At 71.0% G+C, this 14,354-nt stretch carries 14 protein-coding genes and 2 pseudogenes; 4 read left to right on the top strand and 12 right to left on the bottom strand.

The annotated features are described in order from the left end of the window. The 5 genes and pseudogenes from AC08OT_RS12530 to fdxA form a co-directional block, all read right to left on the bottom strand. Window positions 1-557, bottom strand: a pseudogene (locus AC08OT_RS12530) (sugar transferase); the annotation flags it as partial. 276 nt (window positions 558-833) lie between these two features. Next, window positions 834-1,913, bottom strand: a complete 1,080-nt coding sequence (gene dapE, locus AC08OT_RS12535; protein WP_476593191.1) for a succinyl-diaminopimelate desuccinylase — start codon at window positions 1,911-1,913, stop codon at window positions 834-836. A 53-nt stretch (window positions 1,914-1,966) separates the two neighbouring features. Further along, a complete protein-coding gene (locus tag AC08OT_RS12540; protein WP_476593190.1) occupies window positions 1,967-2,809 on the bottom strand; it encodes a 2,3,4,5-tetrahydropyridine-2,6-dicarboxylate N-succinyltransferase in 843 nt (280 codons plus the stop codon). A gap of 92 nt (window positions 2,810-2,901) precedes the next feature. Next, window positions 2,902-4,059 (bottom strand): annotated as a pseudogene (gene dapC, locus AC08OT_RS12545) (succinyldiaminopimelate transaminase); the annotation flags it as partial. A gap of 59 nt (window positions 4,060-4,118) precedes the next feature. Further along, a complete protein-coding gene (gene fdxA / locus AC08OT_RS12550) occupies window positions 4,119-4,442 on the bottom strand; it encodes a ferredoxin (protein ID WP_011438232.1) in 324 nt (107 codons plus the stop codon). Window positions 4,443-4,530: 88 nt separating this feature from the next. Between fdxA and AC08OT_RS12555 the strand changes: the two genes are divergently transcribed. Continuing rightward, a complete protein-coding gene (locus AC08OT_RS12555; protein ID WP_476595825.1) occupies window positions 4,531-4,962 on the top strand; it encodes a putative acetyltransferase in 432 nt (143 codons plus the stop codon). After that, on the top strand, window positions 4,959-5,945 hold the full coding sequence (locus AC08OT_RS12560; protein ID WP_476595821.1) for a transglutaminase family protein: 987 nt from the start codon (window positions 4,959-4,961) through the stop codon (window positions 5,943-5,945). Before AC08OT_RS12555 ends, AC08OT_RS12560 begins: the two co-directional genes overlap by 4 nt. Window positions 5,946-5,981: 36 nt before the next feature. Here the strand turns inward: AC08OT_RS12560 and AC08OT_RS12565 are convergent, their stop codons facing one another. The 6 genes from AC08OT_RS12565 to AC08OT_RS12590 all read right to left on the bottom strand — a co-directional run bounded on the left by AC08OT_RS12565 (window position 5,982) and on the right by AC08OT_RS12590 (window position 12,034). Then, window positions 5,982-6,608 carry a flavin reductase family protein gene (locus AC08OT_RS12565; protein ID WP_476593187.1) on the bottom strand — a complete coding sequence of 209 codons (627 nt, stop codon included), beginning with the start codon at window positions 6,606-6,608 and terminating at the stop codon, window positions 5,982-5,984. A 157-nt stretch (window positions 6,609-6,765) separates the two neighbouring features. Further along, window positions 6,766-7,254, bottom strand: a complete 489-nt coding sequence (locus AC08OT_RS12570; protein WP_476593186.1) for a DUF6113 family protein — start codon at window positions 7,252-7,254, stop codon at window positions 6,766-6,768. Window positions 7,255-7,295: 41 nt separating this feature from the next. Then, on the bottom strand, window positions 7,296-8,300 hold the full coding sequence (locus tag AC08OT_RS12575) for a S1C family serine protease (RefSeq protein ID WP_476593185.1): 1,005 nt from the start codon (window positions 8,298-8,300) through the stop codon (window positions 7,296-7,298). Window positions 8,301-8,451: 151 nt separating this feature from the next. Continuing rightward, window positions 8,452-9,339, bottom strand: a complete 888-nt coding sequence (gene mshB / locus AC08OT_RS12580) for an N-acetyl-1-D-myo-inositol-2-amino-2-deoxy-alpha-D-glucopyranoside deacetylase (RefSeq protein ID WP_476593192.1) — start codon at window positions 9,337-9,339, stop codon at window positions 8,452-8,454. A gap of 102 nt (window positions 9,340-9,441) precedes the next feature. Then, entirely contained in the window at window positions 9,442-11,280 is a 1,839-nt protein-coding gene (gene typA / locus AC08OT_RS12585) for a translational GTPase TypA (RefSeq protein WP_476593184.1), read from the bottom strand. Between the two features lie 250 nt (window positions 11,281-11,530). After that, complete coding sequence (locus AC08OT_RS12590; RefSeq protein WP_476593183.1) at window positions 11,531-12,034, bottom strand: (deoxy)nucleoside triphosphate pyrophosphohydrolase; 504 nt, start codon at window positions 12,032-12,034, stop codon at window positions 11,531-11,533. A 160-nt stretch (window positions 12,035-12,194) separates the two neighbouring features. On the opposite strand from AC08OT_RS12590, the gene AC08OT_RS12595 reads away from it, so the two are divergent. Further along, window positions 12,195-12,494, top strand: a complete 300-nt coding sequence (locus tag AC08OT_RS12595; protein ID WP_462187153.1) for a 4a-hydroxytetrahydrobiopterin dehydratase — start codon at window positions 12,195-12,197, stop codon at window positions 12,492-12,494. A gap of 44 nt (window positions 12,495-12,538) precedes the next feature. On the opposite strand, the gene AC08OT_RS12600 is transcribed toward AC08OT_RS12595, so the two are convergent. Further along, window positions 12,539-12,913, bottom strand: a complete 375-nt coding sequence (locus AC08OT_RS12600) for a DUF952 domain-containing protein (protein ID WP_476593182.1) — start codon at window positions 12,911-12,913, stop codon at window positions 12,539-12,541. Between the two features lie 122 nt (window positions 12,914-13,035). Between AC08OT_RS12600 and AC08OT_RS12605 the strand changes: the two genes are divergently transcribed. After that, window positions 13,036-14,211, top strand: a complete 1,176-nt coding sequence (locus AC08OT_RS12605) for a heparan-alpha-glucosaminide N-acetyltransferase domain-containing protein (RefSeq protein WP_476593181.1) — start codon at window positions 13,036-13,038, stop codon at window positions 14,209-14,211. The last annotated feature ends 143 nt before the right edge of the window (window positions 14,212-14,354 follow it).

Genomic DNA, 14,354 nt, shown 5'->3' on the forward strand with positions numbered 1-14,354 from the left:
TAGCCGCGCGCGGCGGCGCGGCCGGCCACGGTCAGCAGCAGCGCCGCCGGGAAGGCGATCAGCACGTAGGCACGCGCGAGCTCGGCCTTGGTCGCATAGGACAGGACGGCCACCACCGCGGTGAGCTGCGCGGCGGCGTTGAGGACCCGGCGGAACTCCTCCGAGCCACTGCCGAGGAACCGGCTCTCGTACGCCCGGCTCAGGTACATCGACAACACCCATGCGACGGGCAGCAGGATCGACATGGCGACATACGGCGTCGCGGAGACCGGCTTCAGGTCGAACTCGACCAGTCCGCCGAACCGGACCAGGTGGGCCACTCCCGCCGCGACCACGCAGGCGGCCGCGTCGGAGCCCACGAGCAGCCAGCCGTACGGCCGTTCCCAGCGAACCTTCGCCCGGTAGCCGACGGCACCGTCGGACGCTCGGTCCGCGCCCACCTCGTAGCGGTCGTACCAGGCGGGCCCATCGGCCCCGTCGAGCGGTTTCGGGATGGCATCCGTGCCCGGCCCCGCGGCCAATCCCACCTGTGCATGGCTGAAGACAGTGTCCGTCACCTGGCAGACCCCCCACGGCCGCAACATCTTCGGACCGACGACGGGGAGAACACTGGTTGGCGCCGACAACGCGTGTCACCTGTGTATCGACGCGCCCCGGCCTGGTGCCGAGCCCCCGAACCCGCCGCACCACCGACCATCCGGACCCCCCATCCGACCGGCACTGCACGTACGCGCGTAACTCTAACGTGCCGAGATGGGAGGATCCACGGCGTCAACCCACGATGACTCATACGCGTAACAAAAATCGCAACTAGGCGTCCAGCGACACCACGGTCAAGCAACACCGGACAGGTACGCCCGTAGCAGCCGCTCGGCCTCGTCGATCGCGGCGAGCTCGACGTACTCGTCCCGGGTATGGGCCAGGTTGGGATCGCCCGGCCCGTAGTTGAGCGCCGGGATTCCGAGCTCGGCGAAGCGCGCCACGTCCGTCCAGCCGTACTTCGCCACCGGCACTCGACCGGTGGCGACGACGAACGCCGCCGCGGGCGGGGCGGCGAGCCCGGGCAGCGCCCCGCCAGCGAGATCGGTGACCTCGACGTCGTAGCCCCCCAACACCTCGCGGACATGCTCCACCGCCTCGTCGGGGCCGCGGTCCGGGGCGAACCGGAAGTTTACCGTGACCTGGCACCGGTCGGGGATCACGTTGCCCGCTACCCCACCGTCGATCCGCACCGCGCAGAGCCCCTCGCGGTAAGTGCAGCCGTCCAGCGTCACCGTCCGCGCCCGGTAGCCGGCGAGGCGGCGGAGCAGATCGCCGGCCTTGTGGATGGCGTTGTCCCCGAGCCACGACCGGGCCGAGTGCGCCCGGGTGCCGGGGAGCGTCACGACCACCCGCAGGGTGCCCTGGCAACCCGCCTCGATCTCGCCGGAGGTCGGTTCCATCAGGATGGCCAGATCCGCCGCCAGCCAGTCCCGGTGCCGGGCGGCGAGCCGGCGCAGCCCGTTGCGGGCCACCTCGACCTCCTCGTGGTCATAGCAAACCCAGGTGACGTCGTGACTCATCGCGCCGGGCGTGGCGACCGGGAGCGTGCCCGCGAGCCGCAGCGCGACCGCGACCCCTGCCTTCATGTCCGAGGTCCCGCAGCCGTAGAGCCGCCCGCCCACCACACGCGAGGGCAGGTTGCCCGCCAGCGGAACGGTGTCCAGATGGCCGGCGAGCAGGATCCGGCCGGGCAGCCCCAGCTCGGTCCTGGCCACCACGGCGTCACCGTCCCGGTCGACCCGCAGCCCGTCCACCGCGGTGAGCGCCTTCTCCACCGCATCCGCGAGGGCGGCCTCGTCCCCACTTACCGAGGGCACGTCGACCAGCGCCCGGGTCAGCTCGCCGACGGGCGCCGTGAGGTCGAGGCTCATGCCGTCACCCTACGGCCACCGGGCCAGCGAATCGTTAACCGGTGACAGGATCGTTAGCCGGCGACGCCGTGCTCCCGCAGGATGTCGTTCAGCGCCAGCTTGTCGTGGATCTCGCCCTCGGCGAGCGTCCGCAGCACCAGGATGCAGGGCATCGCGAACTCCCCGCCCGGGAACGACTTCACCCGGTTGGAACCGACCGCGACCGCCCGCTCCGGGATCTCCCCGCGCGGGTATTCCGCGCCGGTCGTGGCGTCGAAGACATGGGTGGAGGCGGTCAGGATCGCCCCGGCGCCGAGTTTGGCCCCGCGGCGCACCCGCGCGCCGTCCACCACCATGCAGCGACTGCCGACGAAGGCGTCGTCCTCGACGACGACAGGGACCGCGTTCGGCGGCTCCAGAACCCCGCCGAGCCCGGCCCCACCGGACAGGTGCACGTTGCGGCTGACCTGGGCGCAGGACCCGACCGTGGCCCAGGTGTCGACGAGGGTGCCGGCACCGACGTAGCCGCCGATGTTGGTGTAGCTCGGCATGAGGACGGCCCCGGGCTCGACGTGCGCGCCCCAGCGCACGATCGCGCCCGGTACCACCCGCACGCCGTCGAATCGGGTCTTGAGCGGCACCCGGTCATGGAAGCGGAAGTCACCCGCGGACGACTCGACCATGGCGAGAACCTTGAAGGACAGCAGGATCGCCCGCTTGGCCCGCTCGTCAACGGCGACCGAGCCGCCCGCGGTGACCGTGGCGACCCGGGCCACGCCCGCATCGATGGCGTCGACGGCGGCCACCACGATCTTGCGGGCGTCGGCGTCGTCAGTGTTCAGCTCCGCCCGCCGTTCCCACAGTTCGTCGACGGCGGGATCGATCGGAGAGTCGAGGGATGTGTTCGAGGCGCTCACAAGCCCGACCCTACGAGGTGGCCCCGGCCTCGCGAGGTAGCGGGGCCACGGATCCGGGCCGGGTGCTAACGGATGTCCGGCTCGGCGCCCCCATAGCTACCCTGAGCGATCGACTGACCGTAGTCGGGCCGAGCGCCGTGGCCAGGCCGAGCGCCGTAGTCGGGCTGCCCCGTGGCGGCGACCGGCGACAGCATCGTCATCCGTTCGGGAACGGTCGCCACCTGCGAGTCCGCAGCGGTCAGGGCGATCCGGACGTGATACCGGCCAGCCTCCCCGTAAAACGTCCCGGGCGCGACGAGTATCCCGACCTCGGCCAGCGCGTCCACCGTGGCCCAGGCGTCCTCACCCCGGGTTGCCCACAGGTAGAGGCCGGCCTCGCTGTGATCGATGGTGAATCCCGCGACCGCGAGTGCCGCCGCGAGGACGGCCCGCCGGTTGGCGTAGCGCGCCCGCTGATCCGCCACATGCATGTCGTCGGCGTACGCGGCCGCCATGGCGGCCTGCACGGGCGTCGGCATCATGAAGCCGGCGTGCTTGCGGACCGCGAGGAGGCCCTCGACCAGGGCCGAGTCACCGGTGACGAACCCGGCCCGGTATCCCGCGAGGTTGGACCGCTTCGACAGCGAATGCACCGCCAGCAGTCCCTCGTGGGAGCCGCCGCACACGTCGGGGTGCAGCACCGAGACGGGCCGGCTCTCCCAGCCCAGCTCGATGTAGCACTCGTCGCTGGCGACGATCACACCGCGCTCCCGCGCCCAGGTGACCACGGCGCGCATCTCGTCGACCGTGAGCACCCGCCCGGTCGGGTTCCCCGGCGAGTTCAACCAGATCAGGGTCACCCCGTCGGCCGGGCCCACCACCGGTTCGCAGCGGGCGAGCAGCGCGCCGACCTCGTAGGTCGGATAGGCCGGAGTCGGCACCCACACCCGGTCACCAGGTTCGAGCCCGAGCTGACCGGGGAGCTGAGCCACCAGTTCCTTCGTCCCGAGCACAGGCAGCACCGCGCCCGGGTCGACGAGCACGCCGAGCCGGCGGGCCAGCCAGCCGGCCGCCGCCTCGCTCAGCTCCGGGGTACCCGCGGTCAGCGGGTACCCCGGAGCGTCAGCGGAGCCGGCCAGCGCCTGCTGCACGACGGCCGGCGCGGCGTCGACCGGAGTACCCACCGAGAGGTCGACCAACCCGTAGGGATGCAGCCGGGCCTTCTCCTTGAAGGAGACCAGCTGGTCCCACGGGAAGTCGGGCAGCCGCACCCGGGACCGGGCCGGTGACCGCGGGACTCCGGAGATGTTGCCGGGTCTCCCAGGGCCGCTCAGGACTCGCCCTGAGGAGCCAGCGCGGCGACCGTCGGCGGGTCGAAGTCCAAGGCGCCGACCTTCGATGCGCCGCCAGGCGACCCGAGCTCCTCAAAGAAGTTCGCGTTGGTGTCGGTGTACCCCTTCCACTGATCGGGAACGTCGTCCTCGTAGTAGATGGCCTCCACCGGGCAGACCGGCTCACAGGCACCACAGTCGACGCACTCGTCAGGCTGGATGTAGAGCATCCGTCCGCCTTCGTAGATGCAGTCGACCGGGCACTCCTCGATGCAGGCCCTGTCCTTGACATCGACGCAGGGCTCTGCGATGACGTAGGTCACCGGTTTTTCCTCCTCGGGCTCACGGGCGACTGAGTCCTTAGTATCGACCTGGACAGTTCCGTGTCGACAACAAGGGCGTGCGCTGGTGGTGTATGTCGTCCGCATCACTCCGGCCGATATCGGCGCGCGAGTTATGCTCCGCCACCGCATCCCCGGACCGGTATCTCTCAGTGATGTTCTCGGAACGTTGCGGTCATGGTCATCGGGTGTGCTCACGGTTGTCACTGCCGAGGGCACACCCGTCCAGGTTACCGAGGATGCCGTCGTAGCGGCACGCGTCATCCCACCCCGCCCACCGACACGACGTACGCGGAATGTCCCGGGTGCGACGGCTCTCACGGAGATTGTCCCGAATACGACTACCCCGAAGGCGACTGTCCTGGGGACGACCGTCCCGGACCCGCCCGATCCGGACACGCCCGATCCAGAGGCGCCCGATTCGAAGGCGGCTGCCCCACCAGGAGCGGCTGCCCCGGAGGCGGCTGCCCCCGGCGTGAACGCTCCGAGCGAGCTCTCGTGAGCACCCGCAGCCGCGGCAGGTTCGCCGAGGTCGTGCGCCGCGAGCCGATCGACCTGGCGGTCGCCTGCCATCTGCTCACCGCCGAGGTCGACCCGGCAGCCGACATCCCCGACGCCACCGCCACCCTGAACGCCCTCGACACACTCGCCGCGCAGGCCCGTCCACTGCTCGCCGCGCGGACGACCTCGAGCCGACGGTCCCGGTTCCCCCGGGCCGACCACGGTACGCCGATGGCACGCCAGACCGGCGCACCGGGGCAGGCACCACCCGGGCAGGCACAGCCGGGATCCGGATCCGAGGCGGCGGGGCGCTTGGAGGGGGTCGGCCCGGGAGCGGGGGATTTCGACCCGAGGATCGCCGCCGAGACGCTGCACGAGTCCCTGGGGCTCGCCGCCGGCTTCGCCGGGGCCGAGGACGACTACACCGACCTCCGCTCCTCGCTGCTCCCCGATGTGCTGCGCCGGCGGCGCGGCCTGCCGATCCTGCTCTCCGTCGTCTGGCTCGAGGTGGCCGCCCGGCTCGGGGTCCCCGCCTATCCCGTCGGGCTTCCGGGGCACGTCGTGGTCGCGGTGGGTTCCCCCCAGGACCACGTGCTCGTCGATCCGTTCGCCGCCGGCCGGCTACTGACGGTGCACGACGCCGCAGAAAAGGTACGCGCGGCCGGGTTCGCCTTCACCCGTGCCCACCTCGCCCCGATGAGCGCGCAGGATGTGCTCACCCGGATCCTCGGCAACATCCGGGTCCTCGGGGCGCGCTCGGACGCGCCGCACATGCGGCTGTGGGCCGTCGAGCTGTCCCTGCTGCTCCCCCACCACCCGGCGAGCCTGCGCCGGGAGCGCGGCGAGCTCCGCGTCCGGTTGGGCGACTTTCTCGGCGGGGCCACCGATCTGGCCGCGTTCGCCAACACGGTGGCCGCGGTCGAGCCGGCCGCCGCGGCGGCCGCCCGCCAAGCCGCCGCCGCGGCCCGCGCCCGGCTCAACTAGCCCCGGAGACCGCCCGCTCGCCTCGGGAATCGCCCGTTAGCTTCGGGAACCGTCTGTTTCCCTCCGCGCCTCTGTTCCTCCCGTATCCGCACCCACCGGGTCGAGGTAGCGCCCGTCGTAGAAGACGAGCGGTCCGACATCGTCCCGCGGCTGGGCGAACGAAACGACCTCACCGAGGACGAGGGTGTGATCCCCCCCGGGATGGGTCGTGACTGTCCGGCACTCGAAGACCGACAGCGCGCCGTCGAACAGGACCACTCCGGTCTCTGGCCCGATCGAGTGCTCCCATCCCGCGAACATGTCGCCGGGCTGGTCATACGCGCGTTTCGCAAAGTAGCGCGACGTCTCGGCCATGTCCTCGGCAAGCACCGAGACTCCCCACACCCCCGAGGCCATGAGCGGACCATGGAAGCGGGCGTCCCGGCGGATGCTGGCGAGCACCAGCAGCGGGTCGAGGGAGACCGAGACGAACGAGTTCGCCGTCATGCCGAGATGGCGACCGTCGGCGACGGTCGTGAGGACCGTCACTCCGGTAGCGAACCTGCCGACCGCCCTGCGGAAGTCCGCCGTCCGCAGCGTCGGCCGGTCGGCCTGGAGGGTCTGGGAGGTCTGGGAGGCGGGCGCGCCGGCCCGGTTCTCTCCACGGTGCGCAGGACTGCCCACCCGACCACGCTACCCGCTCCGCTCACCGCGTGGGCTCACCACGTGGGCGACAGTCCCCAAGGGCCGGTGACATCTCCCACATCACAAGAGCCGGTGACATCTCCCAGGGCGAGACGGACGACCGGGTGACCGGACGACCGGGTGGCCGGACCGGTGCTCAGCGACCGGGAGGAAGCACCGCGAGCCCCCGCCGTGCCCCGGCGAGGACGATAACCGCGATCGGGCTCAGTGCCCCGAGCAACAGGAACGCGTACCCGAATCCGCTCGCCCGCAACAACAGGTCCCCCTCGGGGCGGGAACTGGCGAACAGCAGCACGACGACGGCCCAGCCGATGAGCACGGTCGTGGGTCCCAGCCGGGTGCCCGTCAGCCACCGCACCAGCAGCGCGGCACCCCCGTTGCCCACCAGCGCGACCAGTACGCCGAGCGACAGCAGCATCCCCCCCGGCCGCGGACCGGCGGGAACGAGGAAGACGCCGTAGAGACCCAGCCCGACCCCCAGAAATACCCCCAGTGTGTAGGAGGCGGTCAGAAAGGCCCTGCCGGGTTGCGGGTCCGGGGACGGTTGCAACGACGGCCGCGCCGGCTGTCGGGACAACCGGGTTGAGGGCGGCGTCCGGCGGGGACCGGCGCTGGGACGGGGCATTCTCCGACAGTAGGACATCGTCCGCCGGGCCCGCCCGGTCCTCAGGCGGTCACCAGCTCGGCGGGTACGACGATCACGTCCACCAACGCGCCCCGCCGCCACACCGTGAGTTCCACTGACCGGCCGATCGTGCCCTCGGTCAGCAGTCGCTGGAGATCACCCGGGGTAACGACGGGCGTCCCGGCCACCGACAGGACGAGATCCCCGGTGAACAGCCCGGCGATCCCGGCCGGGCTGCCGACAACCACCTCGGCCAGCCAGACACCGTGGCGCTGCCCGATCCGCTCGGCCACGGCGGGCGGCAGCGGAACGCCCGCCCCCGCGACCCCCAGGTACGCCCGGCGGACCCGGCCGTCGCGCATCAACGCGGCGAGGATCTTCCTCGTCGTGTCGTTCACCGGGACGGCCAGCCCCAGGCCGACACCGGCGACAGCGGTGTTCACCCCCACCACCCGGGCGTCGGCCGTGACCAGCGCCCCGCCGGAGTTACCCGGGTTGAGGGCCGCGTCGGTCTGGATCACCTCGTCGACCACCCGCACGGCCGAGCCCGAACGGGTCGGCAACGACCGGCCGAGGGCGCTGACGACCCCGGCGGTCACGCTGCCGGTGAGCCCCAGCGGGTTGCCGACAGCCACGACGAGCTGGCCGACCCGCAGACCCGCGGCGTCCCCGAGGACGGCAGCCGGCGGGGTCGTGCCCCGGGCCCGCAGCACGGCCAGGTCCGAGAGCGGATCGGCACCCACCAGGTCGACCTCGCGCTCGGTGCCGTCCGCGAACTGCGCCAGCCCGACCGACGCTCCGGAGGTGGCCCGATGCCCCTCGACGACGTGCGCGGAGGTCAGCAGGAACCCGTCGTCGGTGAACACCACCCCGGAACCGGCCCCCGCGCCGCTCCGGGTACGCACCCGTAGGCTCGCCACCGACGGGGTCAGCGCCGCGGCCACCCGGGTCACGACCGCGGAATAGGCGTCCAGCGGCTCGACCGGCGGGGAACCGCCGGGCCGCGCCGGGTCGGGTCCGTCTCCCCTGGCACGTGTGGTCCGCATCCGACCTCCTCGGCCGACGCCACACTTACATTGATTACAGCGTTACGAACACGGGGCCGTCCAGAACATTCCCACCGAGGTGCCTGTGCCACCGCGGCCGGCAGGCGGGCGAGCGGGCCAGGTCGTCAGCGGGCCGGGGCGTTGGAGTCGATCAGGACTCACACACGAGACCGGCGAACAGGTCCCGCTCCCGCTCGCCCGGACCGTCCCCCGGCCCCCGGGCGCCCTCGGCCAGCACGAAGTGCTCGACACTCCAGGCTCGCTGACCGATGCCGTCGGCGAGCGCGAAAAAGAACCCGTCGACGCTCATCTGTGTCCGGTACGACCGCATGGCGGCGATCTTCGCCTCGAAGAAGTGGGGAGCGGAGAGCTCGGTCGTAATGTCCGCATCGTCGACAAGCGTCATCCCCAGCTCGTCCACGGACTTCAGACCCGCGAACGGGCTGCTCTCAGCGGCGGAATCGCGGAAGTACTCGAAGCCCGCGACGGCGCTCGACCGCGCCAGCGCCGTCTCGTAGCGCTTGGCGACCTGCCAGGCCGGACCGGCCTGCGGGGCGAAGGACGGGTCGGCGGCGTCGGTGAAGGCCCTCCGGGTGAGTTCGTGGGCCCGGATGTGATCGGGGTGCCCGTAACCACCGCGGGCGTCGTAGCTGACGAGCACCTGCGGCCGGACCTCGCGCACGATCCGCACCAGCTCCGCCGCGGCCTCGTCCAGGTCCGCCCGCCACAGACAGCGGGGATGGTCGTTGGCAGGGGTACCGATCATCCCGCTGTCCCGCCAACGCCCGGGACCGCCAAGAAAACGCTGGTCGGTGATGCCGAGCGCGGCGCAGGCACCGGCCAGCTCGCCGATCCGGTAGCCGCCGAGCTGATCGCCCCGATCCGCCTGCAGATTGATCAGCTCGGGCACCAGTACCTCTCCCTCCTCCCCCAATGTGCACGTCACGAGGGTGACGTGGGTGTCGGGGGCGGCGGCGTACGAGGCAAGCGCGATCCCCGTCGAGATCACCTCGTCATCGGGGTAGGCGTGCGCGAACATCGCCCGCCGGGCGGGAAGTGGCGCAGTAGAGGGTGATGATGGGGCAACTGTCGTCACATTGACGACCCTACGGGCGACTTTGCCGCAATCTGGGGACCGGGCTCAGGCTCGGCGGCGGGAGCGGATCTTCTCGCGTTCGGCGGCGGTCAGCGCCACCTTGCGCAGCCGCACGAAGCCCGGGGTGACCTCCACGCACTCGTCCTCGCGGCAGAATTCCAACGCCTGCTCAAGGGTGAGTACCCGGTGCGGGGTGAGCCGGACCAGCTCGTCGCCGGTGGATGAACGCATGTTGGTGAGCTTCTTTTCCTTGGTCGGGTTGACGTCCATGTCGTCCGCCCGGGAGTTCTCACCCACGATCATGCCCTCGTAGACCTCGGTCGTCGGCCCGACAAACATCGTGCCGCGTTCCTGGAGGTTGAACAGGGCGTACGCGGTCGCCACCCCGCTGCGGTCGGCGACCATGGAGCCTGTCGCCCGGGTGCGCAGCTCCCCGAACCAGGGCTCGTACCGGTCGAAGACGTGGTGCAGCAGCCCGGTACCGCGGGTCTCGGTGAGGAACTCGGTCCGGAACCCGATCAGCCCGCGGGCCGGGACCAGGTACTCCAGCCGGATCCAGCCGGTGCCGTGGTTGACCATCTGCTCGACCCGGCCCTTGCGCAGCGCGAGCAGCTGGGTCAGCGTGCCGAGGAACTCCTCGGGCGCGTCGATGGTGAGGCGCTCCACCGGCTCGTGGATCTTGCCGTCGACAATGCGGGTGACGACCTGCGGCTTGCCGACGGTCAGCTCGAAGTCCTCGCGCCGCATCAGCTCGACGAGCACGGCGAGCTGCAGCTCCCCGCGGCCCTGCACCTCCCAGGTGTCCGGCCGCTCGGTGGGCAGTACCCGGATCGACACGTTGCCGATGAGCTCGGCGTCCAGCCGGTTCTTGACCAGCCGTGCCGTCAGCTTCTTGCCGGAACGGCCGGCGAGCGGGGAGGTGTTGATGCCAATCGTCATGCTGATGGACGGTTCGTCGACGGTGATGACCGGCAGCGGCCGGGGATCATCGGCGTCGGCGAGGGTCTCCCCGATCGTGATGTCGGGGATGCCAGCGATGGCGATGATGTCGCCCGGCCCGGCCGACTCCGCCGGCACCCGCTCGAGCGCCTGCGTCATCAGCATCTCGCTGATCTTGACGCGCTGCTGGCTGCCGTCGGCCCGGCACAGCGTCGCCGGCTGACCACGCTTGATCGTGCCGCTGTGCACCCGGCACAGCGCGAGCCGGCCGAGGTACGGGGACGCGTCGAGGTTGGTGACCAGGGCCTGCAGCGGCGCGTCCGGATCGAACGACGGGGCCGGCACGGTCTCCAGCAGAAGGTCGAACAGCGGCTTGAGATCGGGTGAGTCCGGGCTCACCCCGTCGGCCGGGCGGGTGGTGGAGGCACGGCCCGCCTTCGCGTTGCAGTAGACGATCGGGAAGTCGATCTGGTCCTCGTCGGCGTCGAGGTCGAGGAAGAGCTCGTAGGTCTCGTCGACCACCTCGGTGATCCGGGCGTCCGACCGGTCCACCTTGTTGATGACGAGCACCACCGGCAGCCGCGCCGCGAGCGCCTTGCGCAGGACGAAGCGCGTCTGGGGCAGTGGGCCCTCACTCGCGTCCACGAGCAGCAGGACGCCGTCGACCATCGACAGGCCGCGCTCGACCTCACCGCCGAAGTCGGCGTGACCGGGCGTGTCGACGATGTTGATCGTGATGTCGCCGTAACGGACCGCGGTGTTCTTCGCGAGAATCGTGATGCCCTTCTCACGCTCCAGGTCCATCGAGTCCATCACGCGGTCGGTGAGCTCGGCATGCTCGCCGAACGCGCCGGACTGGCGCAGCATGGCGTCAACGAGGGTGGTCTTGCCGTGGTCGACATGGGCGATGATTGCCACGTTTCGAAGATCGGCACGAAGAGACACGGTGATGCGCTCCGGGGCGGACATGGGGTTCGCGACCCCGCAACAACGACGACGACGTCACCGCATGAAACGACGGTAACGCATGAACCGGTGACGCGAACGTTCTGGCGGGTGCCCGCCATGGTGTCGGCGCCGCGGCACGACGATCTGCCCGTCACGCGTACACCGGCAACGGTCGCACCGCCACTCATGGTACGGATGCCACGGCTACAACGGGCTTCACCGGTCCGCGACCTCCCGTCGCCGGCGTTCAGAAAAGCGATCCGGGAGTCGACAGCACGCGGCGCAACTCCGCCACCAGGGGCCCGTCGGCCGGCATCCACCGGACATCGTCCAGTTCGGCTACGCCGAGCCAGCGCAGCTCGTCATGCTCGACGGGCTGGGGCTGCCGGCGCGTCACCCGGCCGAGCCACACCCGCAGCACCCACCCGGGGCTGGACAGCCCGACCTCGCCGAGCGGCGGACCGACCTCGATCTCGACGTCGAGCTCCTCCCGGCACTCCCGGGCGAGCGCGTCGAGCTCGTGCTCGCCGGGCTCGACCTTGCCGCCCGGAAACTCCCACATCCCGGCATAGGGATGCGGTTCCCGGCGCCGGGCGGCCAGCACCCGGCGATCATCGTCGAGCAGCGCGACGGCGACGACCAGACGTCCCCTCACCACCGGGACGTCGCTGCCGTCCCGGTCCTCGGGTGTTCCACGCCGTCGTCCATGGGTAGAAGGGAGGGCATCCAAGCCCTCCACATCCGCGTTCATGGTGCCGGACTCTCCCAGAGTCCGGCCAGCCGTGGATCCGTTCCCGGCGGATCGTGTCTGATGAGCCTTTCGGGTGGCTCCACCAGGACGGCTCGCCCAGCAGCGGGACGTCGGACCGCAAGCCAGAGAATCAGAGAATCACCAGCCGGAGGGAATCGGTATGCCGAGCAGACTGGACACCACCGAAGTCGCCGAGGCGTTGGCGGCACTACCCGGCTGGATCGGCGACGCCGACCGGATCCAGTTGGAGATCATGCTGGACGGGGACGAGGCCGATGCGATCGTGGCCGAGGTCATGCAGGCAGCGGACGCGATGAACCATCATCCGGTCGTCGAGCGGGGCCCGGGAACAACGACCTTCACGGTCTGGACCCACTCGGTCGGCGGCGTCACCGAGCTGGACGTGGCCCTGGCCCGCAGGATCTCACAGATCCTGTACTCGGCCGGTGTCTCGTACTGAGCTCTCGTACCGAACAGACGTCTCGTACCGAACAGATCTGGAGATCACCAGAGGCTGGGCAGCATCCTGAAGACACCATCCGGATCAGGCGGGAACGGTACGACGATCGTCACCGCGCCGGTGTCGATCATCCCATAGAGATGCGGGAAGAGCTCCCCTGGCGCGGGCGTGCCCCCCGCGGGCGCCTGGCCGGCGGGCGCCCCGGCCGCCGGCGGCTCCCAGCGCAGCTCCGCGCTCAGCCACTCCGGGTCGACGACGACCAGCAGCAGGTCCGCATGCCCGGCGTAGTACCGGTTCGCGGTGGCCACGGCCTGCTCCGGGGCGGAGAAATGGATGAACCCCTCGGATGCCAGGCTCGCCGGGCGGTACCCGCCAGCCCCGGCCGCCCACTCGGACCGGCCCACCAGATGGCAGATCACGCCATCCCCCTCTCCTTGCCACTCATCAGTCGTTGACTGCCGAGCCACGGTCGCGGTGCCCGCATCGGCCCGGAGATACTCCCGGCGGGCCGGACGAAACCTACCCCCGCCCGGAGACCAGTGTGAAGGGCGTGCCCGCGATGCTTCAGCCCCGTTACCCGCAGGCCCCCGGGGGAGGCCGCCTACGCGGAGTCGACGCGGCGCGGGGCATCGCCCTGATCGGCATGGTCGCGACGCACGTCTATCCCGCGGTCGAGGATGACGGGGCGGCGACCCCCGCGCATCTGCTCGCCTCCGGCCGGGCCTCGGCGGCCTTCGCGGTACTCGCCGGGGTGGCGCTGGCGTTGTCGACCGGCCGGCTGCCGGCGCCACAGGCGCGCACGTCGACTGTGGCACGAGCGGCCTGCATCGGGACGATCGGCCTCGCCCTCGGCTACACCCACTCTGGCATCGCGGTGATCCTCTGTTACTACGCGTTGATGTTCATCCTGGCCGTGCCGCTGCTGCGGGCTCCGCTCGGAGCGCTGGTCGTCGTCACGGTGCTGGCGTTCGCGGTCGTCCCGGCCGCAGGCCTCCTCAGCCGGGACCATCTGCCGTCCCCGACCCTTGACGACCCAACCTTCGGCCGGGTGTTCACCCACCCGGTGAGCCTGACCCTGGAGATGGGCTTCACCGGCTTCTATCCGGCGCTCGCCTGGCTCGGGTATCTCTGTGTGGGACTCGCGGCCGGCCGGCTGGATCTACGGTCCACGCGGGTCGCCGCCGCCCTGCTCGCGGGGGGTGGCACGATCGCCGCGGCGGCGTCGCTGGCCTCCTGGGCACTGCTCCGGCACGCCGCAGGCATGGCCGCACTCGAATCCGTCGATCCCGTCGAGGTCGCGGGAGTCAGGCCGCTGCCGGTGCGCTCCATCCTCGACGCCGGGCTGTACGGCAGCACCCCGACGAACACCTGGTGGTGGCTGGCCGTCGATACCCCGCACTCGTCCACGCCCGTCGATCTGCTGCACACCAACGCGACCGCGGTCGCCCTGCTCGGGTTCGTCCTGCTCCTGAGCCGGCTGCTGCCGCCCCTGATGCTGGTCCCGCTCATCGCCGTCGGATCGATGACGCTGACCCTCTACTGCGCCCACGTGATCGTGATGTCCGCATCCTTCCTCCCCGCGGACCCGACGCCGTCCTTCCTGCTCCAGGCGGCCGTGGCCCTGACCGTCGCCACCGCCTGGCGGGCGAGCGGGATGCGAGGACCGGTCGAGGCGGTCGTCGCCGCGGCCACCCGGGGCACCCGGCAGCTCGTTTAGCGCGGTGACCACGGCCGCCGGAGATCTTCAGGCCGCGGCCACAGCCTCGCTGTAGAGGCGGCCGTTGATCCCAAAGCTACTTCCGGACTCGCATTCCTTCGCGGTCCGGCCATAGCGGTCGGGAGGCTGCTCAGACGTTGAAG

This window comes from Frankia sp. CgJB1 (genome assembly GCF_977947065.1).